Annotated in this window: 19 protein-coding genes; 10 read left to right on the top strand and 9 right to left on the bottom strand. The window is 60.8% G+C overall.

Annotation, left to right across the window (positions count from 1 at the left end):
* The first annotated feature begins 229 nt into the window (after positions 1-229).
* The 6 genes from DK870_RS04170 to DK870_RS04195 all read left to right on the top strand — a co-directional run bounded on the left by DK870_RS04170 (position 230) and on the right by DK870_RS04195 (position 11,005).
* A complete protein-coding gene (locus tag DK870_RS04170) occupies positions 230-3,727 on the top strand; it encodes a response regulator (protein WP_161548025.1) in 3,498 nt (1,165 codons plus the stop codon).
* Positions 3,728-4,564: a protein-glutamate O-methyltransferase CheR gene (locus tag DK870_RS04175; RefSeq protein WP_090371002.1), complete on the top strand. Its 837-nt coding sequence runs from the start codon at positions 3,728-3,730 to the stop codon at positions 4,562-4,564.
* Complete coding sequence (locus tag DK870_RS04180; RefSeq protein WP_060752997.1) at positions 4,561-5,160, top strand: chemotaxis protein CheB; 600 nt, start codon at positions 4,561-4,563, stop codon at positions 5,158-5,160. The genes DK870_RS04175 and DK870_RS04180 overlap by 4 nt, the downstream gene beginning before the upstream one ends.
* Positions 5,154-6,347: a hybrid sensor histidine kinase/response regulator gene (locus tag DK870_RS04185; RefSeq protein ID WP_161548026.1), complete on the top strand. Its 1,194-nt coding sequence runs from the start codon at positions 5,154-5,156 to the stop codon at positions 6,345-6,347. The genes DK870_RS04180 and DK870_RS04185 overlap by 7 nt, the downstream gene beginning before the upstream one ends.
* 78 nt (positions 6,348-6,425) lie before the next feature.
* On the top strand, positions 6,426-6,803 hold the full coding sequence (locus DK870_RS04190; protein WP_060752999.1) for a response regulator: 378 nt from the start codon (positions 6,426-6,428) through the stop codon (positions 6,801-6,803).
* Positions 6,804-6,937: 134 nt separating this feature from the next.
* Complete coding sequence (locus tag DK870_RS04195) at positions 6,938-11,005, top strand: hypothetical protein (protein WP_161548027.1); 4,068 nt, start codon at positions 6,938-6,940, stop codon at positions 11,003-11,005.
* Between the two features lie 12 nt (positions 11,006-11,017).
* Here the strand turns inward: DK870_RS04195 and DK870_RS04200 are convergent, their stop codons facing one another.
* From DK870_RS04200 to DK870_RS04215, 4 genes are all read right to left on the bottom strand, one after another.
* Positions 11,018-12,700 carry a response regulator gene (locus DK870_RS04200; protein WP_161548028.1) on the bottom strand — a complete coding sequence of 561 codons (1,683 nt, stop codon included), beginning with the start codon at positions 12,698-12,700 and terminating at the stop codon, positions 11,018-11,020.
* Positions 12,697-14,199: an ATPase domain-containing protein gene (locus tag DK870_RS04205; RefSeq protein ID WP_161548029.1), complete on the bottom strand. Its 1,503-nt coding sequence runs from the start codon at positions 14,197-14,199 to the stop codon at positions 12,697-12,699. Before DK870_RS04205 ends, DK870_RS04200 begins: the two co-directional genes overlap by 4 nt.
* A 143-nt stretch (positions 14,200-14,342) precedes the next feature.
* The gene (locus tag DK870_RS04210; protein ID WP_090371014.1) at positions 14,343-15,401 is read right to left on the bottom strand and encodes a tetratricopeptide repeat protein; all 1,059 of its coding nucleotides are present in this window, start codon (positions 15,399-15,401) and stop codon (positions 14,343-14,345) included.
* 68 nt (positions 15,402-15,469) lie between these two features.
* Entirely contained in the window at positions 15,470-16,363 is an 894-nt protein-coding gene (locus tag DK870_RS04215; RefSeq protein WP_161548030.1) for a bestrophin family protein, read from the bottom strand.
* A gap of 203 nt (positions 16,364-16,566) precedes the next feature.
* Here DK870_RS04215 and DK870_RS04220 point away from each other — a divergent pair, with 203 nt between their 5' ends.
* From DK870_RS04220 to DK870_RS04235, 4 genes are read left to right on the top strand one after another with little or no spacing between them, the layout of a single operon-like run.
* The gene (locus DK870_RS04220) at positions 16,567-17,334 is read left to right on the top strand and encodes an SDR family NAD(P)-dependent oxidoreductase (protein ID WP_090371019.1); all 768 of its coding nucleotides are present in this window, start codon (positions 16,567-16,569) and stop codon (positions 17,332-17,334) included.
* Positions 17,335-17,345: 11 nt separating this feature from the next.
* The gene (locus DK870_RS04225) at positions 17,346-18,530 is read left to right on the top strand and encodes an acetyl-CoA C-acyltransferase (RefSeq protein ID WP_161548031.1); all 1,185 of its coding nucleotides are present in this window, start codon (positions 17,346-17,348) and stop codon (positions 18,528-18,530) included.
* A 9-nt stretch (positions 18,531-18,539) separates the two neighbouring features.
* The gene (locus DK870_RS04230) at positions 18,540-19,667 is read left to right on the top strand and encodes an acyl-CoA dehydrogenase (RefSeq protein WP_060753007.1); all 1,128 of its coding nucleotides are present in this window, start codon (positions 18,540-18,542) and stop codon (positions 19,665-19,667) included.
* An 11-nt stretch (positions 19,668-19,678) separates the two neighbouring features.
* On the top strand, positions 19,679-20,452 hold the full coding sequence (locus DK870_RS04235) for an enoyl-CoA hydratase (protein ID WP_161548032.1): 774 nt from the start codon (positions 19,679-19,681) through the stop codon (positions 20,450-20,452).
* A 115-nt stretch (positions 20,453-20,567) separates the two neighbouring features.
* On the opposite strand, the gene DK870_RS04240 is transcribed toward DK870_RS04235, so the two are convergent.
* The 5 genes from DK870_RS04240 to DK870_RS04260 form a co-directional block, all read right to left on the bottom strand.
* Entirely contained in the window at positions 20,568-21,719 is a 1,152-nt protein-coding gene (locus tag DK870_RS04240) for an acyl-CoA dehydrogenase family protein (protein ID WP_161548033.1), read from the bottom strand.
* A gap of 3 nt (positions 21,720-21,722) precedes the next feature.
* A complete protein-coding gene (locus tag DK870_RS04245; protein WP_161548034.1) occupies positions 21,723-22,826 on the bottom strand; it encodes an enoyl-CoA hydratase/isomerase family protein in 1,104 nt (367 codons plus the stop codon).
* 131 nt (positions 22,827-22,957) lie between these two features.
* Entirely contained in the window at positions 22,958-23,668 is a 711-nt protein-coding gene (locus DK870_RS04250) for an HPP family protein (RefSeq protein WP_161548035.1), read from the bottom strand.
* Between the two features lie 165 nt (positions 23,669-23,833).
* Entirely contained in the window at positions 23,834-24,058 is a 225-nt protein-coding gene (locus DK870_RS04255) for a type VI secretion system contractile sheath small subunit (protein ID WP_372241647.1), read from the bottom strand.
* 279 nt (positions 24,059-24,337) lie between these two features.
* Entirely contained in the window at positions 24,338-25,960 is a 1,623-nt protein-coding gene (locus DK870_RS04260) for a glycosyltransferase family 39 protein (RefSeq protein ID WP_161548037.1), read from the bottom strand.
* Positions 25,961-25,963 lie beyond the last annotated feature (3 nt).

Below are 25,963 nucleotides of genomic sequence, written 5' to 3' on the forward strand. Positions count from 1 at the left end.
CCTGTTCACAGGCGCATCTCTAGGTGGAGTGCCTGAGCACCGACGTTCCCGTGCCCGGCGCAGTGAAGTGTGAAAAGAAGTAAGGCGATCGACTCCCGCTCTTGGTTGGCAGGTCGGACGTTTTAACCCGCTCTGTCATCCTTTTCGTCGTTATGCGGTAGAAAAATGGCGTTCCCGGGCAACTTTGGGGCAAACTCCGTTTTTTTCCGCATTTGGCAAAGGCCTGCCCATGACTCCTGCATCGTCCGTCGATGAAAAGAGCTTTCGTCACCTATTGAGCCGAAACGTCGCGCTGCCCTTGGGCGTGGGCGTGCTCAGCGCCGTGTTCTTCGTGTGTCTGATCACCTATTTGTTGTCCGTCATTCAATGGGTGGAGCACACCGACCGGGTCATCAACAACCTCAACGAGACGTCCAAGCTGACCGTTGACCTGGAAACCGGCATGCGCGGCTTTCTGATCACCGGCGACGAGCACTTCCTCGACCCCTATGAGGTGGCCAAGCCCCGGATCATTGCCGACCTGCGCAACCTCCAGGAACTGGTGTCGGACAACCCGCAACAGGTGGACCGCCTCAAGCGCCTGGAAGCCCTGCAGATTGAGTGGAACCAATACGCCCAGTCGATGATTGAAATGCAGCGCGCCAGCGGTGATTACCGAAGCGCAGTGAAGGCGGGCCGGGGTAAACGCCTGACCGATGAAATCCGTCAGGAATACGACAACGCGGTGGCGATGGAGCAGCAGTTCCGTATCGCGCGCAATGAAGAGGTCACCCGTACGACCGTGACCAGTGTCACGCTGTACCTGATCTTCGTACTTGGCCTGAGCGGTTTTCTGGCGTATATCGGTCGCAAGAATCTTGTTGCGTTATCAAACAGTTACAACGCAAACCTCGCGTCGCAACAGAAGATCGCGCGGCGCCTGGAACAGCAAGCCTGGCTGCGCAACGGCCAGACCGAACTGGCAGAACAGGTACTCGGCCAACTGACCCTGAATATGCTGGGGCGCAATATTCTGCAGTTCTTTGCCCAATACATGGGCTCAGTGGTCGCCGCGCTGTACGTGCGCGAAGAACACGGTGGCCTCAAGCGTGTGGCCACCTATGGCTTTTCGCGTGAACAGGAACAGCAGGAACAATCGATCTACAGCGACGAAGGCATCGTGGGGCAGGCGGCCCAGCAGGATCGCCTGATTCGCCTGGATGATGTGCCGGTGGACTACTTCAAGGTCAGCTCGGGTCTGGGCGATGGCCCCACCCGAAGCGTGCTGGTGGCGCCGACCAGCAATGACGAACGCGTCAACGGGGTGATCGAGCTGGGTTTCCTGCGCCCATTGCAAGAGCGCGACATCGAGTTGCTGGAGCTGATCGCCGACAATATCGGCACCTCCATCGAAGCTGCCCGCTACCGCCAGCGCTTGCAGGAGGTGTTGGCCGAAACCCAGCAGCTCAATGAAGAACTGCAAGTGCAACAGGAAGAACTCAAGACCGCCAACGAAGAGCTGGAAGAGCAGTCGCGGATTCTCAAGGAATCCCAGGCCCACCTGGAAACCCAGCAGGCCGAGCTGGAGCAGACCAACGAGCAGTTGGCCGCACAGACCCAGACCCTGGCCGACCAGCGCGACGCCATGGACCGCAAGAACATCGAGCTCAACCAGGCGCAGGCGGCACTGGAGGACCGCGCCGACGAGTTGCAGCGCTCCAGCCGATACAAGTCCGAATTCCTCGCCAACATGTCTCACGAACTGCGCACTCCGCTGAACAGTTCGCTGATCCTGGCCAAGCTGCTGGCCGAGAACCCCCAGGAAAACCTCAGCGCCGAACAGGTCAAGTTTGCCGAGTCGATCTATTCGGCCGGCAATGACCTGCTCAACCTGATCAACGACATCCTGGACATTTCCAAGGTGGAAGCCGGCAAGTTGGAAGTGCGTCCCGAAAGTTCCAGCGTCCCGCGCCTGATCGATGGCCTGCGTGCCATGTTCGAACCCTTGGCGGCGGATCGAAAGCTGGGCTTTCAGGCGCAGATACTCGAAGGTGCGCCGGCGCTGCTGTTCACCGACCGCCAGCGTTTGGAGCAAATCCTCAAGAACCTGCTGTCCAACGCGATCAAGTTCACCGAGCAGGGCGAGGTGAGTCTGTCGGTTTCCCAGGCGCCGGGGGAGAGCATTGCCTTTACCGTGCGCGATTCCGGCATCGGTATCGCCCCGGACCAGCAGGAAAGCATTTTCGAAGCCTTCCGCCAGGCCGACGGCACCACCAACCGTCGTTACGGCGGTACGGGCCTGGGCCTTTCGATATCCCGCGACCTGGCTACCTTGCTGGGCGGCTATATCACCGTGACCAGTGAGCCCGGCAAGGGCAGTGTGTTCACCCTGGTGTTGCCGCAGCAATACGTGGAGCGTACGCAAGACAGCCCGCCGATCGAGGCGCCGCGCCAGGTCGTGGCAGCACCTGCGCCGGCCCCGGTCAGGATTTCCCCGCTGCCGGTGGCCGACACCGAGCAGATTCCGCGCTTCGCCGATGACCGCGACAAAGCTCCCTTTGCCACGCGTTGCATTCTGGTGGTGGAAGATGAGCCGAACTTCGCCCGCATCCTGTTCGACCTGGCCCACGAGCTGGGCTACCACTGCCTGGTGGCACACGGCGCGGACGAAGGCTACAGCCTGGCCGAGGAATACATTCCGGATGCGATCCTGCTGGACATGCGCCTGCCGGACCATTCCGGGCTGACGGTACTGCAACGCCTCAAGGAACACGCCAACACCCGCCACATCCCGGTGCATGTGATTTCCGTGGAAGACCGCGTCGAGGCCGCCATGCATATGGGCGCCATCGGTTATGCCGTCAAGCCCACGACCCGCGAAGAGCTCAAGGACGTGTTTGCGCGCCTTGAAGCCAAGCTGACCCAAAAGGTCAAGCGTGTATTGCTGGTGGAAGACGATGATCTGCAGCGCGATAGCATTGCCCGCCTGATCGGCGACGATGACATCGAGATCACCGACGTCGGCTACGCCCAGGCGGCCCTGGACCTGCTGCGCACCAATATCTACGACTGCATGATCATCGACCTGAAGCTGCCGGACATGCATGGCAACGAGTTGCTCAAGCGCATGGCCACCGAGGACATCTGCTCGTTCCCGCCGGTGATCGTCTACACCGGGCGCAACCTGACCCGCGATGAAGAAGCTGAACTGCGCAAATACTCGCGCTCGATCATCATCAAGGGCGCACGCTCCCCGGAGCGCTTGCTGGATGAAGTCACACTCTTTCTGCACAAAGTCGAATCGCAGTTGTCCCATGACCGCCAGAAGATGCTCAAGACGGCGCGCAGCCGCGACAAGGTGTTCGAGGGGCGCAAAATCCTGCTGGTGGACGATGATGTGCGCAACATCTTCGCCCTGACCAGCGCCCTGGAACACAAGGGCGCGGTGGTGGTGATCGGGCGTAACGGCCATGAAGCCATCGAAAAGCTCAATGAAGTCGAGGATATCGACCTGGTGCTGATGGACGTGATGATGCCGGAAATGGACGGCTATGAGGCCACTGCCCTGATCCGCCAGGACCCGCGCTGGAAGAAGCTGCCGATCATTGCCGTCACGGCCAAGGCGATGAAGGATGACCAGGAACGCTGCCTCGCAGCCGGTTCCAACGATTACCTGGCCAAGCCGATTGACCTGGATCGCCTGTTTTCCTTGATTCGCGTGTGGCTACCCAAGATGGAACGCATTTAAGTGGAGCAATGTTTTTTGGACAAAAGCAGCGATAGCGATATTGAGCTGCGCCTGCTGATCGAGGCGATTTACCTCAAGTACAGCTACGACTTTCGCGATTACTCGGGGGCATCGATCAAACGGCGCGTAGCCCACGCCTTGCACCAGCTCGACTGCGCGACCATTTCGGCATTGCAGGAGCGGGTGCTGCACGACCCTGCGGCGTTCATGCAATTGCTGCAGTTCCTGACAATTCCGGTGAGCGAGATGTTTCGCGACCCGTCGCACTTCCTGGCCATCCGCCAGGAAGTGGTGCCGCTGCTCAAGACCTACCCCTCGATCAAGATCTGGATCGCTGGGTGCAGCACGGGCGAAGAGGTGTACTCCATGGCGATCCTGTTGCGTGAGGAGGGGCTGCTGGAGCGCACGATCATTTATGCCACCGATATCAACCCCGCCTCGCTGGATAAAGCCAAGCAGGGCATTTTCTCCCTGGAGAACGTGCGCGCCTATACGGCGAACTACCAGCAGGCCGGTGGGCAGCGGTCATTTGCCGACTACTACACCGCGGCCTACGATTACGCGATCTTCGACAAAACCCTGCGCGAGAATGTGACCTTTGCCGATCACAGTTTGGCGACCGATAGTGTATTCTCAGAAACACAATTAATTTCATGTCGTAACGTGCTGATTTACTTCAATAAAAAATTGCAGGATCGGGCGTTTGGGTTGTTCCATGAGTCGCTGTGTCATCGCGGCTTCCTGGTGCTGGGCAGCAAGGAAACCCTGGATTTTTCCGCCTACAGCAAACAATTCGAGCCGTTGGTCAAGCAAGAGCGGATCTACCGAAAATCATGAACGACGCTGCCGCCAACCCGGTTCACGGGATTGAAGCCATCGTCGTCGGCGCCTCCGCCGGCGGTGTGGAGGCGTTGCTGCATATTTTTGAGCCGTTGCCCCAGGATTTCGGCCTGCCGATCATTGCGGTACTGCACCTGCCGGATGAGCGGCGCAGCCAGTTGGCCGAAGTGTTCGCACGGCGCCTGCGCATCCCGGTGCGGGAAGGGCGGGACAAAGAGACGCTGCAGGCGGGCACTTTGTATTTCGCAGGTCCCGGCTATCACCTGTCGGTGGAGCAGGACCGCAGCCTGTCGCTGAGCCAGGAAGACCGCGTGTTCTACTCCCGACCTTCGATCGATTTCCTGTTTTCTTCGGCCGCCGATGCCTATGGCAAAGGGCTACTGGCGATTTTGTTGACCGGCGCCAACCAGGACGGCGCAAGCGGGCTGGCCTACGTCAAGCAATCGGGCGGCACCACCGTGGTCCAGGACCCCAGGGACGCACGGATTGCCGTGATGCCCCTGGCGGCCCTGGCACTGCATACACCTGACCATATTCTGACCTTGAGCCAAATAAGCTCATTGCTGGCTACCCTGGAAAATTCCTCATGTTAAGTACTATCCAGGCCAAACTGCTGATCGTTGACGATCTGCCGGAGAACCTGCTGGCCCTTGAAGCATTGATCAAGCGCGAGGACCGTCAGGTCTTCAAGGCCTTGAGCGCCGACGAAGCCTTGTCCCTGTTGCTGGAACATGAGTTCGCCATGGCGATTCTCGACGTACAGATGCCCGGTATGAACGGTTTCGAGCTGGCTGAATTGATGCGCGGCACCGAAAAGACCAAGAACATCCCGATAGTGTTCGTCAGTGCCGCCGGCCGTGAGCTCAACTACGCCTTCACGGGTTATGAAAGCGGCGCCGTCGACTTCCTGCACAAGCCGCTGGATATCCACGCGGTGAAGAGCAAGGTCAATGTGTTTGTCGACCTGTACCGCCAGAGCAAGGCGATGAAACTGCAAGTCGAAGAGCTGGAGCGCAGCCGGCGCGAACAGGAACTGCTGTTGGCGCGCCTGCAAGCGACCCAGGCGGAGTTGGAGCAGGCGGTGCGCATGCGCGATGACTTCATGTCGATCGTCGCCCACGAAGTCCGTACGCCCCTCAATGGGCTGATCCTGGAAACCCAGCTGCGCAAGATGCACCTGGCTCGCGACAATGCCGAGGCGTTCACCCTGGACAAGATGCACGCCATGGTCGACCGCGACGAGCGGCAGATCCGCAGCCTGATCCGCCTGATCGAAGACATGCTCGACGTGTCGCGTATCCGCACCGGCAAGCTCTCGATCCGCCCGGCGCGTTTCGACCTGGCCCGACTGGTCGGCAACCTGGTGGAAAACTTCGCGCCGCAAGTGGCGGCCGCCGGTTCGACGCTGCGATGGGAGAGCGAAGGGCCCGTCGAGGGCCACTGGGATGAGTTCCGCATCGAGCAGGTGATCACCAATCTACTGACCAACGCCTTGCGCTACGGGGCCAAGAGCCCGGTGGAGGTGCGCGTGTACACCGAGCATGGCGAGGCGCGGGTCGAGGTGCGCGACCATGGCATTGGTATCAGCGAAGAAAACCAGAAACGTATTTTCCAGCAGTTCGAACGCGTCTCGGCCAGCCAGGTAGCCGCCGGTCTTGGCCTGGGGCTGTTTATTTCCGAGCAGATCGTTACGGCCCACGGCGGTACTATCGAAGTGGAAAGCCGGATAGGCGAGGGCGCCTTGTTTCGCGTCTGCCTGCCCCTGGCGGCGTCGGCATGAAATCAATCGTCACTTCGACGCAACCTCTGCGTGACCCCATGGTCGTAACAGCAGCAATTGACCGGACAAAGGCTTCCCATGAGTGAAGATGCGCAAGATGTCGTTCTGATCGTCGAGGACGACGAATCCATTATGTTCGTGCTGGGTGAATACCTGGCGGGCCTGGGCTATCGGGTCTTGAAGGCGAGCGATGGCGAGCAGGCTTTCGAGATCCTCGCGACCAAGCCGCACCTGGATCTGATGGTGACCGATTACCGCCTGCCGGGCGGGATTTCCGGGGTACAGATCGCCGAGCCCGCCATCAAGCTGCGGCCTGAACTGAAAGTGATCTTCATCAGTGGTTACCCGCAGGAAATCCTCGACTGCAATAGCCCGATCACGCGGAATGCACCGATCCTGGCCAAGCCGTTTGACCTCGACACCTTGCAGGAGCACATCCAGCACTTGCTGGCCTGATAAAAGGGCACGTCCAGTTACATCCTTCTGATCCCCAAACAGGAACCGTCTGACAGCCAGTGCCCAATAAGCGATGCCCTTGATGAGCGTTACTTCGTCACGGGCGATGCTTATTTTCTGTCAGAGGGCTCCCCATGTTTGCGTCTCCCGTTTCGTCGAATCAGCGCTTTGCCATTCCGACGCCTGTGACTTCCGTAGCGGCCTCGGGCGAACCGACATCGTTGCCTGAACCGGCGCCTGAAGCGGTCGGTGAACGGCGTCTGTTGCAGTTGTACATCAGCGGCATCCGGCAGGCCGTTGAAAAAAAGTCCAGCGCCGGAATGCTTCACGATATTCCCCAGGAGACGGCGTTTGGCGGGTGGTGGCAGGCGTTGTACAACGCCTGCCACAGCCCGATGTTCCTCGCCTGGGCCAAGGCGCTCAACATTGATACCACTCAGCCGATCACCGTTAATGGCGAAACCCTGACCGTGGTCATCAACGGCGAAAGCACACGGCTTCAACTCAAGGATCAGGCACCGCAGTGGCAGGCTGCGCTGGCGCCGGTGATGGCGGCGATGAAAGCCTTCTACCCCTCGGCGGTGGACCTTCCGACCAGCCCCACATCGGCGCCGCTGATTATCGTCGCGCGCTTTCATGGCGAGGTGCTGCTGCCTCACTACAGCGCCCAGACACTCGAACGGGCCACGCAGCTCGAGCACAACCAGGCGTTCGACACCCTCAAGCCCGGCGAGACTTATGTGCGGCTTGAATATCAATCCCCGCAGTTGCTGCAACAGCAGAAGAGCGACCTGGGCGACAGCATTAATCAGTTCAACCTGCTCAAACACTTGCAGCACTACCGGGGCGAGGACGTCAACTATCTGTTGAACGGCTTTATGCCGATTCATCCCGATTCAACGTATGGGCAGTCTTCCGACCAGCCGGAAGCGACCCTGGCGGACGTGCTGGCTGCCGGCGGCTGGCAGGTTCCGCAAAATCCGCAGCAGATGTACAACCTTATCCGCGCCCTGGCCGCCCCGGCATTGCCCGCTCCCCCCTACGGTAACTATGGCGGGGCGTTGGCATGGCCACAGCCGCTGTCCATTGAAGACCAGGCTGAGCTCTTCCGGATCATTGCCGAGAACAAGCCGCCGTTGCCGGGGCTGGACCCGGATTCGGCATTGGGCACCACCGATGTGCTGGGCGCCCTGGTGAAAAATGTGCCGCGCAGTGTGCTCAATACCGGCGACCCCCATGCGGTGATGCAGTGGATCCTGAACTCGAGTGTCGGCAGGCAATTAGGCGCGCAGCTTAAAGCGCGCCTGGGCGAAGTGGCCGCCCACATGAGCCCCGAAGAAGTTTTGCTGACGGCCCTGGGCGTAACGCTCGACGCCGCGAGCCTGTCAGACCCCAAGGAGCCCGCAGAGCAATATGTGGCGGGATTCGACTTGGCGGCCCCGCAGTTCTACCGCCAGCCGGTTTCAGTGATCAAGCAACAGCTGATCAAACATCTGGTGGATACCAATAAAACCACGCCCGAGGCGGCACCGATTGCCGCGATGCTGCTGCTCAGCCGCAAGGCCCCGGAACTGCAGGTCAAGGGTGTTCCACCGGAGGTGACCTTCAATTCGTTCGCCTCGCTCAGCCTCAAGTCTGCCGTGGCGCGTATTGAAGCCACCAGCCCGGGTGCCAGCGCGCAGATGACCTTCACCGAGGTGGTCGAGTTTGATGCGACCGACCCGGTTCGCGAAGAGGATCAACTGATTCAGGACCAGACCCAGTTGCCGGCGATTATCCAGTGGGGCAGGGGGCATGGCCTGCTTGGCCCCCAAGGGCCCTACACCGAGCAGCAGGTCAGCGCGACCCGCCAGGCTATCAGCGATCAGCAGAATGAGCTGGTCGAGGCGATCGAGGTCCTGGCCACGCCGGCCCCGACCCAGCGTTCAGTCGCACTGGCCCGGCTCAAGCAGGAATTTGGCGAGGGCATCGACTACGAAGAGAAGACTATCCGCAGCAGCAGTGTGGCTTCGGGGGCGCATACGCTGTCGCCGGCACTGAGCGTGGAGCCCAAAGGGAGCTACTCGCTGCTGGATTTCTACCTGGCGAAAAAAACCAGGAGTTATGGCTGGGTTTCGACTAATCCGAGGATCGACGCAGACGTGTTCAAGCGCCTGCGCGAGCTGCCCGACCCGGGCCAGGAACACAAAGCCGCGTTCGACGAGTATCAGGCCAAGCTGAGTAAAGCCTGGAGTACCGTGACCCGCACGATGATTGCCAATCTCGCTCCGCAAGATCGGAAGAATATCGAAAGCGGGACGTTGACGATTTATCGACCCGGTGTCTCGAGGCGCATCATGGAGCGAGAGAGAACAAAGGAATGGAGGCACTACCAGCCCGAGCCACTCGAAGAGCGGGGCAAGCTGATTATAAAAACCGAGCATGAGGGCAAGGCGACTTATTACGAGTTCGACCCGCGCCATAATCGGGTGCAACGCCACGACGACTGGCAAGAAACCTTCAAGGAAGGGCTGCAAGAGCCCTACACAGTGGTTGGCGAGGTATTTGACGAGAAGACGGAGGACGCGCGCGAAATCACACGGGTTGTGCCCGAGTCGGACGAAGAGGCCCGTCAGCAACAAGCCCGACCTGACGGCAAAACGTCTGCCAACGCTTTTTCCAGCAGCCGCAGCCAGTACCTCGGCAAGAAGTTGGCGGACGAGATCATTGAGGGCTATCACCTTGATGACGTCCGGGAGAGCACCCTGGCGGTGACGACTTTCGATGAGGAAAACGCTCAGGCACACGCCGACTTCGAGCGCATTATCGGTTTTGTGCCCGGCGTTTCGATGATCAGGAACTTGATCAAGGGTGATTACATCGCTGTGGCAGGGGATATCATCTTCGATGTCGTGGTGACGGTCACCACGGCGGGCATTGGCAGAGCGGGGGGCGGAGCCCTTAAAAGCGTCGCCCAAAGTAAAGATTCCATCACGCCCCTGCGTAAAATCTTCGGGCAATCATTGCTGATGGGGTTCGCCGATGGTGCGAAAACGGGCGCCAAGGCGGGCTCAAAATTGCTCACTGACGCCGTTCGACGCGTACGCACAGGTTTTTCCGGCAAAACCACGCAGTCAGGCGTACGCCTGACCCCGCAGCAGGCCAATGTGGTGTCCCAGCGCAGCGATCTGTTCGAGGGTACGGCTAAAGCCGCCGGCGCTGGAGGGTATTACCCGACCATTGCCAAGTTCGATGCAGGCTCCGGCAGGTGGTTTGCCTACAACCCGGCCACCAACAAGTCCTTTGGCAGGCCCTTGGCGGATTTCAAGCCGACGACAACCACCCACCTTGACACCCAATGGCAGAACGTCACCCGCAAGGCGGAAAACGGCGCCCACGCCGCCGCGTTTCGCGAAGGCTACTTGAATGGCAACCCGGCCGATGTGCCCGGTTATTCAGCGGGCATGAAGTCTGCCCAAATCAAGAAGCTGGCTGTGAGCCAAAAACACACGCCCAAAAACCTCGGCATATTGGCGCGGCAACAGGAACGGGTAGCGGTGCAGTTCAGTTTGAAGGGCGTCGATGTGTTCAACAATGCTGTGCGTAGTGCAGGTGGCAGGGTCACGCCGATCTCGCAATTGTTTTATTTGAGCCAGGTGCAGCCGTTATCCCAAGGCCAGTGTGCGGCACTGTCCCATGTGATGATCGAGGCGATAAAGCGCGGCAAGGGTCAACAGTTCATCGACAACCTCTTTAAAGCGGCGGCCAATCCGAACAGCGCCGCTTCCAAGCGCTTTATCCAGACGGTCACGGGCCTGCAAAGCCGGTTCGCACAGCCGACTGCATTCCATGGCATATCCAATGTGCCCTCTAAACCCTTCAACGTGATCGCTGATGAGCTGGTCACGGCTCCCCAGACCAAATACATCCTGGTCAGTGATAAAGGCCACGCCATGGTCGTGGGGGTCAAGGTTGAAGGGGGGCAGCGTACTTACTTCTTTTTCGAGCCCAATTACGGTTTGGCTGAGTTTCCGACGCTGGGCAGCTTGCGCAAAGCAATGAATGACGTATTCACCAACAAAAAATTTCCCCGACCCTATGCCAACACCGACCCCACGTCCAAAGTGCTGCACCTCGGTGTCAGTGAATACCGCAGCGACGCGCTGAGCAAAGTAGGCGTCGACTCCGACACCGTAGCCAGTCTGTTTATGACCCCACTCTAGACCCGGTGCGGCTTACCCCTGGGAACGCGCGTTGATCATCTCGCGTACTTTCGCCGTCAGCATATCGAAGGTGAACGGCTTGGTGATCAGCTGCATCCCGGGGTCAAGAAACCCTCCACGCACCGCCGCATGCTCGGCATACCCGGTAATGAACAGCACCTTGAGCTCGGGCCTTATCTGTCGCCCGATCTCGGCCAGCTGCCGGCCGTTCATGTCTGGCAAGCCGACATCGCTGATCATCAAGTCGATGCGTTGCTCCGACTCAATGATCGGCAACGCCGAAGGGGCGTCCTCGGCTTCGACATAGGCGTAGCCCAGTTCCTTGAGCACCGTGCTGACCAGCACGCGGACCGCCGGGTCGTCTTCGACAATCAACACGGTCTCTTCGGCACCGGCGAACGGCAGCAGTGCGGGGTCGGAGGCCTCGGCCTGAGTGATTTCACCGTGGAAGCGTGGCAGGAACAAGCTGACGGTCGTGCCTTTATCGACCTCACTGTGAATCGTCACATGGCCACGGGATTGACGGGCAAACCCGTAAATCATCGACAACCCAAGGCCGGTGCCCTGGCCAATGGGCTTGGTTGTGAAAAACGGGTCAAACACCCGGCTCATCAGACCTTCCGGGATACCACACCCCGTGTCGCTGACGCTCAACTCCACATAGTCGCCTGGCTCCAACGTGCCATAGGCGGCGGTAAACACGCTGTCGAGATGCCGATTGCCGGTTTCCACCACCAGCCTGCCGCCCCCCGGCATGGCATCCCGCGCATTGATCACCAGGTTGAGCAGGGCACTTTCCAATTGGTTGGGGTCAGCTTCGGCGGTCCACAAATCAGCGGCCAGGTGCATGTCCAGGGAGATGCTTTCGTTAACGCTGCGCTTGAGTAACTCCCCCATGGAACTCACCAATTGATTGATTTGCACCGGTTTGGCGTCCAAGGACTGGCGACGGGAAAATGCCAGCAAGCGGTGCGTAAGGCTGGCTGCGCGGTTGGCCGAGGTGACGCCCAGGTCGATCAGGCTGTCGAGGTCATCCAGCTTGCCCCGCGCAACCCGCCTGCGCAGCATCTCCAGGCTGCCGATGATGCCGGTGAGCATGTTGTTGAAGTCGTGGGCGATACCGCCCGTCAATTGGCCCACCGCTTCCATTTTCTGCGATTGCCGCAAGGCATCTTCGTTATGGCGTAACTGCGCGGTGCGTTCTTCTACCTGCTGTTCGAGGGACTCCAGGGTCGTTTGCAGTCGCTGCTGGCTGGCACTCAGCTCGATCAGCCGGTCACGCGCCTCATATTGCCGTCGCCGGCCGCGCAGGGCGGCGCTGACCAAACTGATCAAGGTCACCGGATGAAAGGGGCGCTCCAGGAAGGTGACGTTGCCTAACAAGGCACTCAAGTGCGCTGAACCGTTGCGTTCATTGCCGCCGTGGTGGGTCATGAGCACAATCGGCAAGTCGGACCAGGCCGGTTGCCGGGCAAGGTAGTCCAGCAAGGGCGCCAGCTCGACACCGCGCAGTGCTTCGGCCGCAATGATCAGCAGCCCGGCGCCTTGCTCCAGCGCCTCGCACAGGGCACCCAGACTGTCAGCAACAATGCCGCCGTAGCGGGCCTCGTTGAGCATCTGCAACGCCAATGCACTGTCGCGGCCCAGCGGCGCCAGAATGATCGCGCGTTCCGAGACCGGTGAAGGGCCTGTCACTGCTCCTCATCCTCCAGCAGCGGCGCGGCGGTGCCCACATAGGTGGGAATTCCGCGCAGCACGCCTTGGAAGTTGTTCAGCGGGGCACCAATGGTCATGCCCTGCTTGCTGATGCGGTACTCGCGAATGGTCGTCTCATGGGTGCCGGTCCTCTTCTTGATGACCGAGATAGCCCGACGAACTTCGCCCAGCGCTTCGAAGTAACGCAACAAAATAACGGTGTCGGCCAGGTAGGTAATGTCTACTGGCGCCTGCATGTCCCCAACCAGGCCATGTTGGGCGATGGTCATGAAGGTCGCCGCGCCTCGGCGATTGAGGTACAGCAACAATTCATGCATGTGCAGGATCAGCGCGTTCTCTTCCGGCATAGCCGCCTGATAGCCGTTCAGGCTGTCGATCACCACCGTCTTGATGCCATGCTCGTCCACACAGCGCCGTACACGGTGGGAGAACTCGCCGGGCGTAAGTTCAGCGGCGTCTACCTGTTCGATCACCAGGTTGCCGGTGGCTTGCAGTGCATCCAGGTCGATGTTCAGTTGGCGCATGCGCTCGAACAGCAGCCCCAGTTCCTCATCAAAAATAAACAGCGCCGCCTTCTCGCCGCGGGCCACTGCTGCCGTGGCGAAAATAAACGAGATCAGCGACTTACCGGTACCGGCGGGGCCGAGAATCAGGCTGCTCGAGCCGGTTTCAATACCGCCGCCGAGCAAGGCATCGAGTTCCTGGATGCCGCTGGTCAAGGTTTCGCGCACGTAGCCGGCGCGGTGCTCGGCAGCCACCAATCGGGGAAATACATGCACACCGCCTTCCATGATGGTGAAATCATGAAAGCCGCCGCGATATTTCTGACCTCGGTACTTCATCACGCGCACGCGCCGGCGTTCGGCGCCGTAGTTGGGGGTCAGTTCTTCCAGGCGGATAACCCCATGGGCCACGCTGTGCACGGTCTTGTCCAGCGCCTCGGTGGTCAGGTCGTCGAGCAGCAGGACCGTGGCGTCATAGCGCACGAAGTAATGCTTGATCGCCAGGATCTGCCGGCGATAACGCAACGAGCTTTGCGCCAGCAGGCGGATCTCCGACAGGCTGTCGATCACCACCCGGCTCGGCTTGACACGCTCGACCACCTCGAAGATCTGCCGCGTGGCCTCACCCAATTCCAGGTCGGAGGAATACAGCAGGCTCTGTTGGTGCTCGGCATTGAGCAGGCTTTCGGGTGGGGTCAGCTCGAAAATATGGATGTTGTCGTCCAACTGCCAACCATGGGATTCGGCGCCCTGGCGCAACTCGCGCTCGGTTTCGGAAAGGGTGATGTACAGCGAACGCTCGCCGTTTTTCGCACCGGCCTGCAGGAATTGCAGGGCAACGGTGGTCTTTCCGGTACCGGGTTCGCCTTCCAGCAGGAACAGGTGGCTACGCGAGAGCCCGCCGACAAGAATGTCATCAAGACCTTCGATGCCGGTGGCCGCCTTTTCACTGAACTGCGTATTGGATGTAGACAAGAAGTGCCCTCAGGTCACGTACAAGTAGGTGCGCGCTGCTTTGAGCGCGCCATATTTACTTGACCGTAGCGGCCCCGTGGCGGTTCAACGTTTTGCGTTTTTTGTGCAGCCAGTCGCTGTTTTTACAATTTTGTATTGTCAGGTCAGAGACCTTGCTGTAGCGCAGGATCGTCCGGATTTTGCTGTTCAAGTTGGGCCAATAGCACCTGGACGTTTTGCAATTGGCCACTTTCCTTCCAGTAGTTGACCAGCAGCACCCGCGCCTTGCGGTTGGCGGGGTGGCGTTGAATGATCTCCTCCAGCTGGCGCTGGGCTGCCTCCAATTCCTCCTGGGCGTGCAGGGTGGTGGCCAGGTCGTAGCGGTAATCCTGATTGTCCGGCTCCAGCTCCACCGCCTTGGACAAGCCGAGCAAGGCATATTGGCGTTCACCGTGGTGCAACAGCCACAGGCCCAGGGCGTGTTGCAAGTAGGCCGACTCCGGGTGTTCGGCCAGTTGTCGCGCCAGCAACTGGCGGGACTCATCGGTTTTGCCTTGCTTGTCCAGCAGCTCGATTTGCGCCACCACGGTTTGCAAGTTATCCGGCTGCAGGCGCATCGCCTGTTCCAGGGCATGTTGCGCGTCCGGCAGCAGGGCGCTGTGAATGTACAGGCGCGCCAACTGGATCCAGCCTTCGGCCGTCTCGGGCTGGGCCTTGAGATATTTCACAAATTCGTCGAGCACTTGCTGCAGCGGGCCGAAATAAAGGCCCAGGGTGTCGGGCGAAAGGCCGAGCAAGGCGTTTGCGGCGGCGAAGCGCACACTCTGTTCGGGATCTTCAAGTACCGGGCCCAGCAGCAAAGTGCGTTGGCCGGTCGGCACCAGGCCGACGATGCTGTGGATCGCCGCCTCGCGTACCAGCGGCGACTCATTGGCCAAGTCCTTGTCGGCGAGCTTCAGCGCTTGCGGGCTGGGGTAGTTGGGCAGTTCCGCATGCAGGGCGGCACGACGTTCCGGCGAGAGGTCCGGTCGCCCCAGCTGTTGGTACAACACGCGTGCAGCGCCTGGCTCCCCGTTATGCGCTTGCTTCAGCGCTTTGCCATAACCATGGGCAATCGCCGGCGGCACGGCGACCTGAGCGGTGCGGGAGAAATACCAGGTGATCGACACAATCAACAACAGGGCGCACAGGCCGATGATGGAGTAACGGCGTGACTTTGACATGCAGGCGTCCGGGCAGCTATCGCAAAGCCATCAGCTTCGGCCAGAGCACGGCAGGTGTCAAACCCGTATCAGTTCAGCACATAGTCGATCGGTTGCAGGGCCGGCGGTAAATCGGTTTCGCCCAGTGCGGCGAGGACTTCACGCTCCAGGGTGCGCAGCAGCGCATTGCACGGCAGGTCGTTTTCATCAAAGCCAAAGGGGTCTTCGAGGTCATCACCGATTTCGTCGAGGCCGAAGAACGTATAGCTGACGATGGCCGTGAACACGGGCGTGAGCCATCCCAGCGGCTCGGCCATGGCGAACGGCAGCAGAATGCAGAACAGGTAGATGGTGCGGTGCAACAGCAACGTGTAGGGGAAGGGCAGCGGCGTGTGCTTGATCCGCTCGCAGGCTGCCTGGACCTGGCTCAAGCCGACCAGACGGGTTTCCAATTGGGTGTAGCGCCAGTCGCTGATCACACCGCGCTGGGCCAACTCGGAAAAGCCTGCACCCAGGGTTTGCAGCAGGCTGTCGGGCGGGTTGGGGTGGTTGCCGTCCACGGCCATCCACGGCGCTATCGCCCGCGCTTCATCTTCATGGCGCAAACGCGCAATCAGGCCATGGGCAAAGCCACAGACACCCCGCAACAGGTCGCTGCGCTCGCGGCTGTCACCCAGCACCTGGGTTTCACGAATCAGCGAGCGCACCTCAATGATCATCTGCCCCAACTGTTTGCGGCCTTCCCACCAACGGTCATAGCAGGCGTTGTTGCGAAAACTCATGAAGATCGACAGCGACAACCCCAGCAACGTGAACGGCGTCGCATTGACCCTGGAGAAGTACGCAGGGTGCAGGGTTTCCACCAGCACGATCACCGAGGCCAGCAGGGTGACCAACAGGCTGCGCAAGGCAATGCGCTTGGCAATCGAGCCTTTGAGGGAAAACAGGATGCCCATCAGATTGGGTTTGGAACGCACGATCATTGCGGCAAGACTTCTTCGCAGGAGCAGGCCCCCAGAGTAGAAGTCGCGCACGCCGACGTCCAATCACTTGGGCCGACCGGTCGATCAGCGCGATCAATCATGGCCAAACCAGTCAGCCAGGTTGATGGCTTTGACCATTGCTGCCGAGCGGCTCTGGAGTGACTATTTCCAGGGTCGCTTGATCCACTTTGAAGGAAACAATAATGCAGATTGAAAACAAGATATTCCTGGTCAGTGGCGGAGCTTCGGGGCTCGGTGCGGCGACCGCTGACATGCTGGTCGCGGCCGGCGCCAAGGTGATGCTGGTCGACCTGAACGCCGAGGCCGTTGCGGCCAAGGCCGGTCAATTGGGTGATAACGCGCGTTGCGCGGTGGCCGACATCAGCCAGGAGGCCGCTGCCCAGGCCGCCGTGGAAGCCACGGTCGCAGCGTTTGGCGGCTTGCATGGGCTGGTGAACTGCGCCGGTGTAGTGCGTGGCGAGAAAATCCTCGGCAAGAACGGCCCCCATGGTTTGGCCAGCTTCGCCCAAGTGATCAACGTGAACCTGATCGGCAGCTTCAACCTGTTGCGCCTGGCCGCTGCAGCCATTGCTGAAACCGAGGCGAACGCCGACGGTGAGCGCGGTGTGATCATCAACACGGCCTCGGTGGCCGCCTTTGACGGGCAGATCGGCCAGGCGGCGTATTCCGCTTCCAAGGGTGCCATCGCCAGCCTGACCCTGCCCGCCGCCCGCGAGCTGGCGCGCTTCGGCATCCGGGTCATGACCATTGCCCCGGGCATTTTCGAAACCCCGATGATGGCCGGCATGACCCCGGAAGTTCGCGACTCCCTGGCCGCCGGCGTGCCATTCCCGCCGCGCCTGGGCAAACCGGCCGAATACGCGGCGCTGGTACGTCACATCATTGAAAACAGCATGCTCAATGGTGAGGTGATCCGTCTCGACGGCGCCTTGCGCATGGCTGCCAAGTAAGGAGTATTCCCATGACTGATCCGATCGTCATCGTCAGCGCCGTACGCACGCCCATGGGCGGTTTCCAGGGCGACCTCAAGGGCCTGACCGCGCCCCAACTGGGCAGCGCCGCCATTCGTGCCGCCGTCGAACGTGCCGGTATTGCCGGCGATGCAGTGGATGAAGTGCTGTTCGGCTGCGTGCTGCCGGCCGGCCTCGGCCAGGCACCTGCACGCCAGGCCGCGCTGGGCGCGGGGTTGGACAAGGCCACTCGCTGCACGACCCTCAACAAAATGTGCGGTTCGGGGATGGAGGCCGCCATTCTCGCCCACGATGCGCTGGTGGCCGGCAGCGTCGATGTGGTGATCGCCGGGGGCATGGAAAGCATGTCCAACGCGCCGTATCTGCTGGACCGTGCGCGCAGTGGCTACCGCATGGGGCATGGCAAGGTACTCGACCACATGTTCCTCGACGGCCTCGAAGACGCGTATGACAAAGGCCGCCTGATGGGCACCTTTGCCGAGGATTGCGCCGAGCACAACGGCTTTACCCGTGAAGCCCAGGACGCCTTCGCCATCGCCTCGCTGACGCGTGCCCAGGAAGCGATCACCCGGGGCAGCTTCAGCGCCGAGATCGTCCCGGTGCAGGTCACCGTGGGTAAAGAACAGAAAACCGTCCTGCACGATGAACAACCGCCCAAAGCCAAGCTGGACAAGATCCCCAGCTTGAAACCGGCGTTTCGCGACGGCGGCACGGTGACGGCGGCCAACTCCAGCTCGATTTCCGACGGCGCGGCAGCCTTGCTGATGATGCGCCAATCCGAAGCGCGCAAGCGTGGTCTCAAGCCACTGGCGGTGATTCACGGGCATGCTGCGTTCGCCGATGAGCCGGGTCTGTTCCCGGTCGCGCCGGTGGGGGCAATCCGCAAGCTGATGAGCAAGACCGGTTGGAGCCTGAATGATGTCGACCTGTTCGAGATCAACGAAGCTTTTGCGGTGGTCAGCCTGGTCACCATGGCCAAACTGGAAATCCCCCACAGCAAGGTCAACATCCACGGCGGCGCCTGCGCCCTGGGCCATCCGATCGGTGCCTCCGGTGCGCGGATCCTGGTGACCCTGCTCTCGGCCTTGCGCCAGAACGGGCTCAAGCGCGGTGTTGCCGCCATCTGCATCGGCGGTGGTGAAGCCACGGCCATGGCCGTCGAATGCCTGGATTAAGGACGCTATATGCTGCCCAATGAAGAACACGTGCAAATCAGTGACGCGGCCCGGCAATTTGCCCAGGAGCGCTTGAAGCCGTTTGCCGCCGAGTGGGACCGCGACCACCGCTTTCCCAAGGAGGCCATCGGCGAAATGGCCGAGCTGGGCTTTTTCGGCATGCTGGTGCCGGAGCAGTGGGGCGGTTGCGACACCGGCTACCTGGCCTATGCCATGGCCTTGGAAGAAATCGCCGCCGGTGACGGTGCCTGCTCGACCATCATGAGCGTGCACAACTCGGTGGGGTGCGTGCCGATCCTCAAGTTCGGCAATGACCAGCAGAAAGAGCAGTTCCTCAAGCCCCTGGCCAGTGGTGCAATGCTGGGTGCCTTCGCATTGACCGAGCCCCAGGCCGGCTCCGACGCCAGCAGCCTGAAAACCCGTGCCCGCCTTGAAGGCGATCACTATGTGCTGAACGGTTGCAAGCAGTTCATCACCTCCGGGCAGAACGCCGGCATCGTGATCGTGTTTGCGGTCACCGACCCGGCCGCCGGCAAGCGCGGGATCAGCGCGTTCATCGTGCCGACCGACTCACCGGGCTACACGGTGGCGCGGGTCGAAGACAAACTCGGCCAGCATGCCTCCGACACCTGCCAGATCCTGTTCGAAGACGTGAAGGTGCCGGTGGGCAATCGCCTGGGTGAGGAGGGCGAGGGCTACAAGATCGCCCTGGCCAACCTCGAAGGTGGCCGCGTGGGTATCGCCTCGCAATCGGTGGGCATGGCACGCGCCGCGTTTGAGGCGGCCCGCGACTATGCGCGTGAACGTGAAAGCTTTGGCAAAGCGCTGATCGAGCATCAGGCCGTGGCGTTCCGCCTGGCCGATATGGCCACGCAAATCGCCGTGGCCCGGCAGATGGTGCATTACGCCGCCGCCCTGCGCGACAGCGGCAAGCCAGCGCTGGTGGAAGCCTCCATGGCCAAGCTGTTCGCCTCGGAAATGGCCGAAAAAGTCTGCTCGGCCGCCTTGCAAACCTTGGGCGGTTACGGTTACCTGAACGACTTCCCCCTGGAGCGGATCTACCGCGATGTGCGGGTCTGCCAGATTTACGAAGGCACCAGCGATATTCAACGCATGGTCATCTCACGCAATCTTTAAGGAGCCGATACATGACTTACGAAACCGTCTTGCTCGAAATCCAGGGCCGCGTCGGGCTGATTACCCTCAATCGCCCACAAGCCCTGAATGCCTTGAATGCGCAACTGGTCAGCGAACTGAACCACGCGCTGGACCGCCTGGAAGCCGACCCGCAGATCGGTTGCATCGTGTTGACCGGCTCGAAAAAAGCCTTTGCCGCCGGCGCCGACATCAAGGAAATGGCCGAACTGACCTACCCGCAGATCTACCTGGACGATCTGTTCAGCGACAGTGACCGCGTGGCCAACCGCCGTAAGCCGATCATCGCTGCGGTCAACGGCTTCGCCCTCGGCGGAGGCTGTGAGCTGGCGTTGATGTGCGACTTTATCCTCGCCGGTGACGGCGCCAAGTTCGGCCAGCCGGAAATCAACCTCGGCGTACTGCCCGGCATGGGCGGCACCCAGCGCCTGACGCGGGCCGTGGGTAAGGCCAAGGCCATGGAAATGTGCCTGACCGGGCGCTTTATCGATGCGGTGGAAGCGGAGCGTTGCGGGATCGTGGCGCGTATCGTACCGGCCGATGAACTGCTGGACGAAGCACTGAAAGTCGCCACGCTGATTGCCGGCAAATCCGTGCCGATCAGCATGATGGTCAAGGAAGGTGTGAACCGTGCGTTTGAAGTGAGCCTGTCCGAAGGCGTGCGCTTCGAGCGCCGGGTGTTCCATGCGGCGTTCGCGACGCAGGATCAGAAGGAAGGCATGGCCGCATTCGTCGGCAAACGCACCCCAGAGTTCAAAGACCAGTAACTAACGTGTGGGAGGGGGCTTGCTCCCGATTGCGGTGTCTCAGTCGAAATATCTGTGACTGATGCACTGCAATCGGGAGCAAGCCCCCTCCCACATTTCGTTACCCGGTTGTCATTCAGAACGGGTAGTGCTTGAGTTCACGCGCAATGACCATGCGCTGAATCTCACTGGTGCCTTCATAAATCTGCGTGATCCGCGCATCCCGGTAGTACCGTTCCACCGGGTAATCCTCCAGGTAGCCATACCCGCCATGTATCTGCATGGCCGAGGAGCAGACCTTTTCGGCCATTTCCGAGGCGAACAGTTTGGCTTGTGAAGCTTCCGACAGGCACGGCTTGCCGGCACTGCGCAGACGCGCAGCGTGCAGGATCAGCAAGCGCGCGGCATTGAGTTGGGTCTGCATATCCGCCAACAGGTTGGCCACGCTCTGGTGCTCGATGATCGCCTGGTTGAATTGCACCCGATCGCGGGCGTAGGCCAGCGCCGCCTCAAACGCGGCACGGGCGATGCCCAGGGCTTGAGCGGCAATGCCGATGCGCCCGCCTTCGAGGTTGGACAGGGCAATGGCCAGGCCCTTGCCGCGCTCACCCAGCAGGTTGGCCTCGGGCACGCTGCACTGGTTGAGCGTCACGGCGCAGGTGTCCGAGGCGCGAATGCCCATCTTGTGTTCGGTGCGGTCGACTACAAAGCCGACGGTGTCGGTGGGCACCAGGAACGCAGAAATACCTTTCTTGCCCAGCTCCGGGTCGGTGACGGCAAACACAATGGCCAACTGGGCGCGCTTGCCGTTGCTGACGAACTGCTTGGCGCCGCTGATCACCCATTGGCCGTCCCGCAGTTCGGCACGGGTGCGCAGGTTATGGGCTTCGGAACCGGCCTGGGGTTCGGTCAGGCAGAAGCAGCCAATCGCCTGGCCGCTGGCCAGGGCCGGCAGCCAGGTTTCTTTTTGCGCTGGTGTACCGAAGTTGAGGATGGGCCCGCAACCCACTGAATTATGGATACTCATCAGTGCGCCCGTAGCGCCATCGCCGGCGGAGATTTCCTCCACGGCCAAGGCGTAGGCGACGTAGTCCACATAGGTGCCGCCCCATTCTTCCGGGACCACCATGCCCAGCAGGCCCAGTTCGCCCATTTTCGCCACGAGCGCGTCGTCGATCCAGCCGGCTTTCTCCCACGCCTGGGCGTGAGGGGCGATTTCGCCACGGGCAAAGTCACGCGCCATGTCTCGGATCATTACTTGTTCTTCTGTGTATTCAAGATCTTGCATGGCTTATTTCGCAACCTGCGCAAAGTGGTGGAAGAAGCTCTCGACATGGCGGCTGTCCAGGTCGTCGAGCGTTGGCGGGTTCCAGCGAGGCGTCTTGTCTTTATCGATGATCAGGGCGCGCACGCCCTCGATCAGGTCACCTCGCTCGAACCACTGCCGGTCCAGGTGCAGCTCCAGCGCAAAGCACTGTTCCAGCGGCAGGTGACGGCCACGGCGCAGCATCTGCAGGGTGACGGCCATGGCCAGGGGCGAACGGGTTTGCATCAGGTTGGCCGTGGTCAGTGCCCACTCGCGGCTATTGGCGACGGTCACGGCCTGCAGTTGCTCGACCATGCTGGGCACGTCCGGCAACGCGAAGAAATGGTCAATGGCGGGGCGCAAGGTCGCCAAGGGCGGGTCGGGCAATTGTTGCACCGCGAGCCTGGCGAGTACGCCTTGCAGGTCTTTGAGCGGGGAGTCATGCCATTGCAGATGATCGAGCTTCTGGTCGAGTTCGGCCAGATGGGCGCTGTCGAGGTGCCAGTCGGCCAAGCCGCAATACAGGGCGTCGGCCGCCCGAATCTGGACCCCGGTGACGCCGAGGTAAATCCCCAGTTCACCGGGAATGCGCGACAGGAAATAGCTACCGCCTACGTCAGGGAAGTAACCGATGGCCACTTCGGGCATCGCCAGACGGCTGCGCTCGGTGACCACGCGCAGATCCGCGCCTTGCACCAGGCCCATGCCGCCGCCCAGAACAAAGCCATCCATCAGCGCGAGTACGGGTTTACGGTAATGGTGGACAGCCAGGTCGAGGGCGTATTCCTCGACGAAGAAGTCTTGGTGCAAGGTGTCGCCATTCTTGAAGCTGTCATACAGCGAGCGGATATCGCCCCCGGCGCAGAAGGCTTTCTCGCCGGCCCCACGCAGTACGACGGCAAACACCTGCGGGTCATCGGCCCAGGCCTGCAACTGCGCCTTCAGGCGCCGCACCATGTTGAGGGTAATCGCGTTCAAGCCTGCGGGGCGATTGAGCGTAAGGTGACCGATATGGTTGCGAACTTCGGCCAATACCTCATCCTGGAGGTCCTCGGCGCTGCATGCTTGGGATGAAACCTGAGCAGTCATCTCTAACTCCCTGCTTTTATTGTTCTTTATCACGACATTCGCGGGCGAACTGTCTCGCGATCGTACCAGTGCAAATTTGCCCAGTACAACCCGGAATCGTGCAGGTCGTTTTTGCATTTATGCAGGGGCGATCACTCCGCGCGATGAGCAAGCACTTCACCGATACTGCGCCGGCGTGCATGGCTCTGCGCCGCATGGATCAGTTGTTCAAGCTCGCTCGGTTCCACATCGTAAAACTGCTCCATTTCGGCCAGGGCCAGTTTCAAATCCGCCGCGGTGATCATCGGATCGACAACGGGGGCAGGGCTGCTCACCGGCACTATGGGGGATTCGACCAGCCCCTTGGGATAACGCGTACGGGTGGCGTTGTTGTAGACCAATGCCGAAGTCAACAGTGCGCCCGCGCCGAGCATGACCGGCGCCAACGCCTGCCAGCCCAAGGCGATGGAGGCCGGGTCGGCCAGAACCAGGGTCATTGCCAGGCCACCGGCGGGCGGGTGCAGGCAGCGCAGCCAGCAGATCAGGATAACGGTCATGCCTGCGGCAAGGCAGGCGCTGCCCAACGTACGTCCCAACACGCGAGCCACCAGCAGCGCCACGACCGCGGCGCACAAGTAACTGCCGATAATTGACCATGGCTGGGCCAGCGCCCCCGAAGACACCGCAAACAATAGCACCGCGGAGGCCCCCAGCGGGCCTAGCAGATGCAGGGCGACTTCCATGCCGAAGACCTGGGCGCACACCCAGACACTGAGCATCGTGCCCAAGGCCATGCCGATGGCGGCACGGCTCCATTCAGCGGGACGGGTATGGATTGCAGCAGGTAACCAACGAGCGAGCATTTAAAAAGGTCCGTAAACAGCGGGCGAAAAAAAAAGGCCTGCCGGGTTTCCCGGAAAAGCCTTTGTAACGTTCCAACATCTGGGGGAGGAACCGGTGCAGTGTGCCCAGCTTGATGCAATGATGCCAATGCATATTAATGAGGGTTGAATGCAGAAAAAATGCAGTTATAGCCCCTCGTCGTATCGAATCGAGCGCGATGTGTGTGCCACAGAGGTAGTGGCGTCACCCAGCACGCGGCAGTAGGTCTCTTCGTTGAACAAGCGCTTTTGCAGGCCCTCCCGTAGCGCCAGGTCATTGGCCAACGGTCCTTTCAACGCCACCAACGCGTCGCGCAGCTCCATCAATCGGTCCAGCCTCGGCACCGGTATAGGCAGTAGATTCTCTCGCACGGCATTGTCCTCTCAATGAAGTAGCCAACCGTCTGTTGGGTGGCCTACAGCGTCCTTGTTGTTATGCAGGGGTGCTCCAACCCATATGCCTGCACGGCAGGGGTGGTAGATAGTTAACGCACTTGGCAAGCGAGTCTACATAGGGGATCCAGCCGCCGGAAGGGACGGTGCCGCAGCCGTTACGCAAAGCACCGTAGGTGTTTTCTTGGTGGGCATGATGAAAAACGCCCACTCGTCATGGAGTGGGCGTTGTTTCTTACGGGGCCTATGGAAACGTCATTAAGGCGACGACATTTTCTCCAGGTGCAGCAGCACATAGGGGTTCTTGTCGAACGCCCCGGTGAGGGTCGGCGTGATGGAGCGCAGGCGTGGCTCCGTCAAACTTTCGAAGTCTGCCTGGCTCATCACCAGCCAGGCTGGGGCCTGGATCAGGGCCAGCTCGGCAGGCGACTGGGTAAACAACGGCACCTTGTCGCAATCGAAGTTGACCATGAACTTGATGGCTTTGGCGTCTTTGCCCAGGCCATGCAGTACCACCGGGGCGGGTTGCTGCAAGATCCGGGTCTTGACCGCCACGCTGAAGGTCCGCGTGTCGTAAAGCGAGCGTTCCAAGGGTTCGACCACCACAATGTAGGTCGCCCAAATGGCCAGCACCGCCGCCAGCGCCGGGCCGAACGCTCGCAGACGAGCCTTGGCCAACGCTAGTAGTGCCAACACCTGGAGCACGCCCAGCAGCGCAAACATCGCGCCCAGGCTCTCCAGCTCCGCCGGGTAACGCTTGCGCGCAGCCACCAGGCCAATGATCAACAGTGTCGGCAACAGCGTCCAGATGCCCAACATCAAACCGCGTAACCAGGCGAAAAGTCGCCCTTGAGTCACTTGGAACGGGTACGCAGCGATAATGGCAGCCATCGGCAACATCGGCAGGATGTAGCGTGCTTTTTTGGCTTGAGGCACCGACAGCCCCAGCATCACCAGCAAACCTGCCGCCGCGCAGTACAGCACCAGTTTCAGCGCCGGATCCGGAGTGCGACGGCCACCGGCCGCGATGGCCAACAGCACCAAGAGCGCCACCGGGTAGGCCAAGGCGTAGTTGCCCATGGAACTGGTGAAGTAATACAGCACACCGCTGGAGCCTTCGGTGCCATCCATGCGGCCAAGGAACTGCATGCGAATGACATCTTGCATGAACACTTCGCCGCCACTGAGCTTGGCCAGCAGCAACAGCAACCCCACACAGGCGCCCAGCAGTGCCAGTGCCAACAAGCCAAAGCTGAACAGTTGCCGCCACTGGCGGTTGATCAGGTAATAGCTGCACAGCACGCCGGTCGGGATCACCAGGCCGATCGGCCCGCGGATGGCAAAACCGAGAATCAGCAATGGAAACAGCCAGTGCAGGCGTTTCGCCGCGCCGAAATGATCATGCGCATAGCCCAGGTAGAACACCGCCAGTGCGACGGCGGCGAGCATCTGGTCCAGGGAGACCGCACGGGTTTCGCTGATAAACGTACTGCTGAGCAGCAACATCGCAATGCTCAGCACACCCCAGCGCGGGGAGTAGGGCGCTGTCAGGCGAAACACCAGGATGACGATAAAGGCTGAGGCGACCGCCGTCGGCAACCACGCGGTGAAGCTGTTGACCTGGCCCAGCGGCACGGACAACAGCCAGGTCAGCAGGGTCGAGGTCGCCAGGTAGTCGGCATAGGGCTGGCCGTACGTCGTGGGGAAAAAGCTCGGCCCATGGCGCAGCATCTCCTGGGCAAACAGCACAAAGCGCGAGTCAAACCCGATGATCGCCTGGTGCCAATTGCCGACGATGAACAGCACCAGGGCCAGGAGCCCAAGCCCCAGCGACTGATAACGGATCGTTGCATTCTGCAGGGGCGGCTGAGCTTTGTTCACGTA

The organism is Pseudomonas sp. Q1, from assembly GCF_009935975.1.
Lineage (GTDB): Bacteria > Pseudomonadota > Gammaproteobacteria > Pseudomonadales > Pseudomonadaceae > Aquipseudomonas > Aquipseudomonas palleroniana.

Excerpts from the sequence above, each read along its gene's own strand:
- DK870_RS04170 (WP_161548025.1), top strand. The coding sequence starts at position 230 with ATGACTCCTGCATCGTCCGTCGATGAAAAGAGCTTTCGTCACCTATTG.
- DK870_RS04180 (WP_060752997.1), top strand. The coding sequence starts at position 4,561 with ATGAACGACGCTGCCGCCAACCCGGTTCACGGGATTGAAGCCATCGTC.
- DK870_RS04185 (WP_161548026.1), top strand. The coding sequence starts at position 5,154 with ATGTTAAGTACTATCCAGGCCAAACTGCTGATCGTTGACGATCTGCCG.
- DK870_RS04190 (WP_060752999.1), top strand. The coding sequence starts at position 6,426 with ATGAGTGAAGATGCGCAAGATGTCGTTCTGATCGTCGAGGACGACGAA.
- DK870_RS04195 (WP_161548027.1), top strand. The coding sequence starts at position 6,938 with ATGTTTGCGTCTCCCGTTTCGTCGAATCAGCGCTTTGCCATTCCGACG.
- DK870_RS04210 (WP_090371014.1), bottom strand. The coding sequence starts at position 15,401 with ATGTCAAAGTCACGCCGTTACTCCATCATCGGCCTGTGCGCCCTGTTG.
- DK870_RS04215 (WP_161548030.1), bottom strand. The coding sequence starts at position 16,363 with ATGATCGTGCGTTCCAAACCCAATCTGATGGGCATCCTGTTTTCCCTC.
- DK870_RS04220 (WP_090371019.1), top strand. The coding sequence starts at position 16,567 with ATGCAGATTGAAAACAAGATATTCCTGGTCAGTGGCGGAGCTTCGGGG.
- DK870_RS04225 (WP_161548031.1), top strand. The coding sequence starts at position 17,346 with ATGACTGATCCGATCGTCATCGTCAGCGCCGTACGCACGCCCATGGGC.
- DK870_RS04230 (WP_060753007.1), top strand. The coding sequence starts at position 18,540 with ATGCTGCCCAATGAAGAACACGTGCAAATCAGTGACGCGGCCCGGCAA.
- DK870_RS04235 (WP_161548032.1), top strand. The coding sequence starts at position 19,679 with ATGACTTACGAAACCGTCTTGCTCGAAATCCAGGGCCGCGTCGGGCTG.
- DK870_RS04240 (WP_161548033.1), bottom strand. The coding sequence starts at position 21,719 with ATGCAAGATCTTGAATACACAGAAGAACAAGTAATGATCCGAGACATG.
- DK870_RS04245 (WP_161548034.1), bottom strand. The coding sequence starts at position 22,826 with ATGACTGCTCAGGTTTCATCCCAAGCATGCAGCGCCGAGGACCTCCAG.
- DK870_RS04250 (WP_161548035.1), bottom strand. The coding sequence starts at position 23,668 with ATGCTCGCTCGTTGGTTACCTGCTGCAATCCATACCCGTCCCGCTGAA.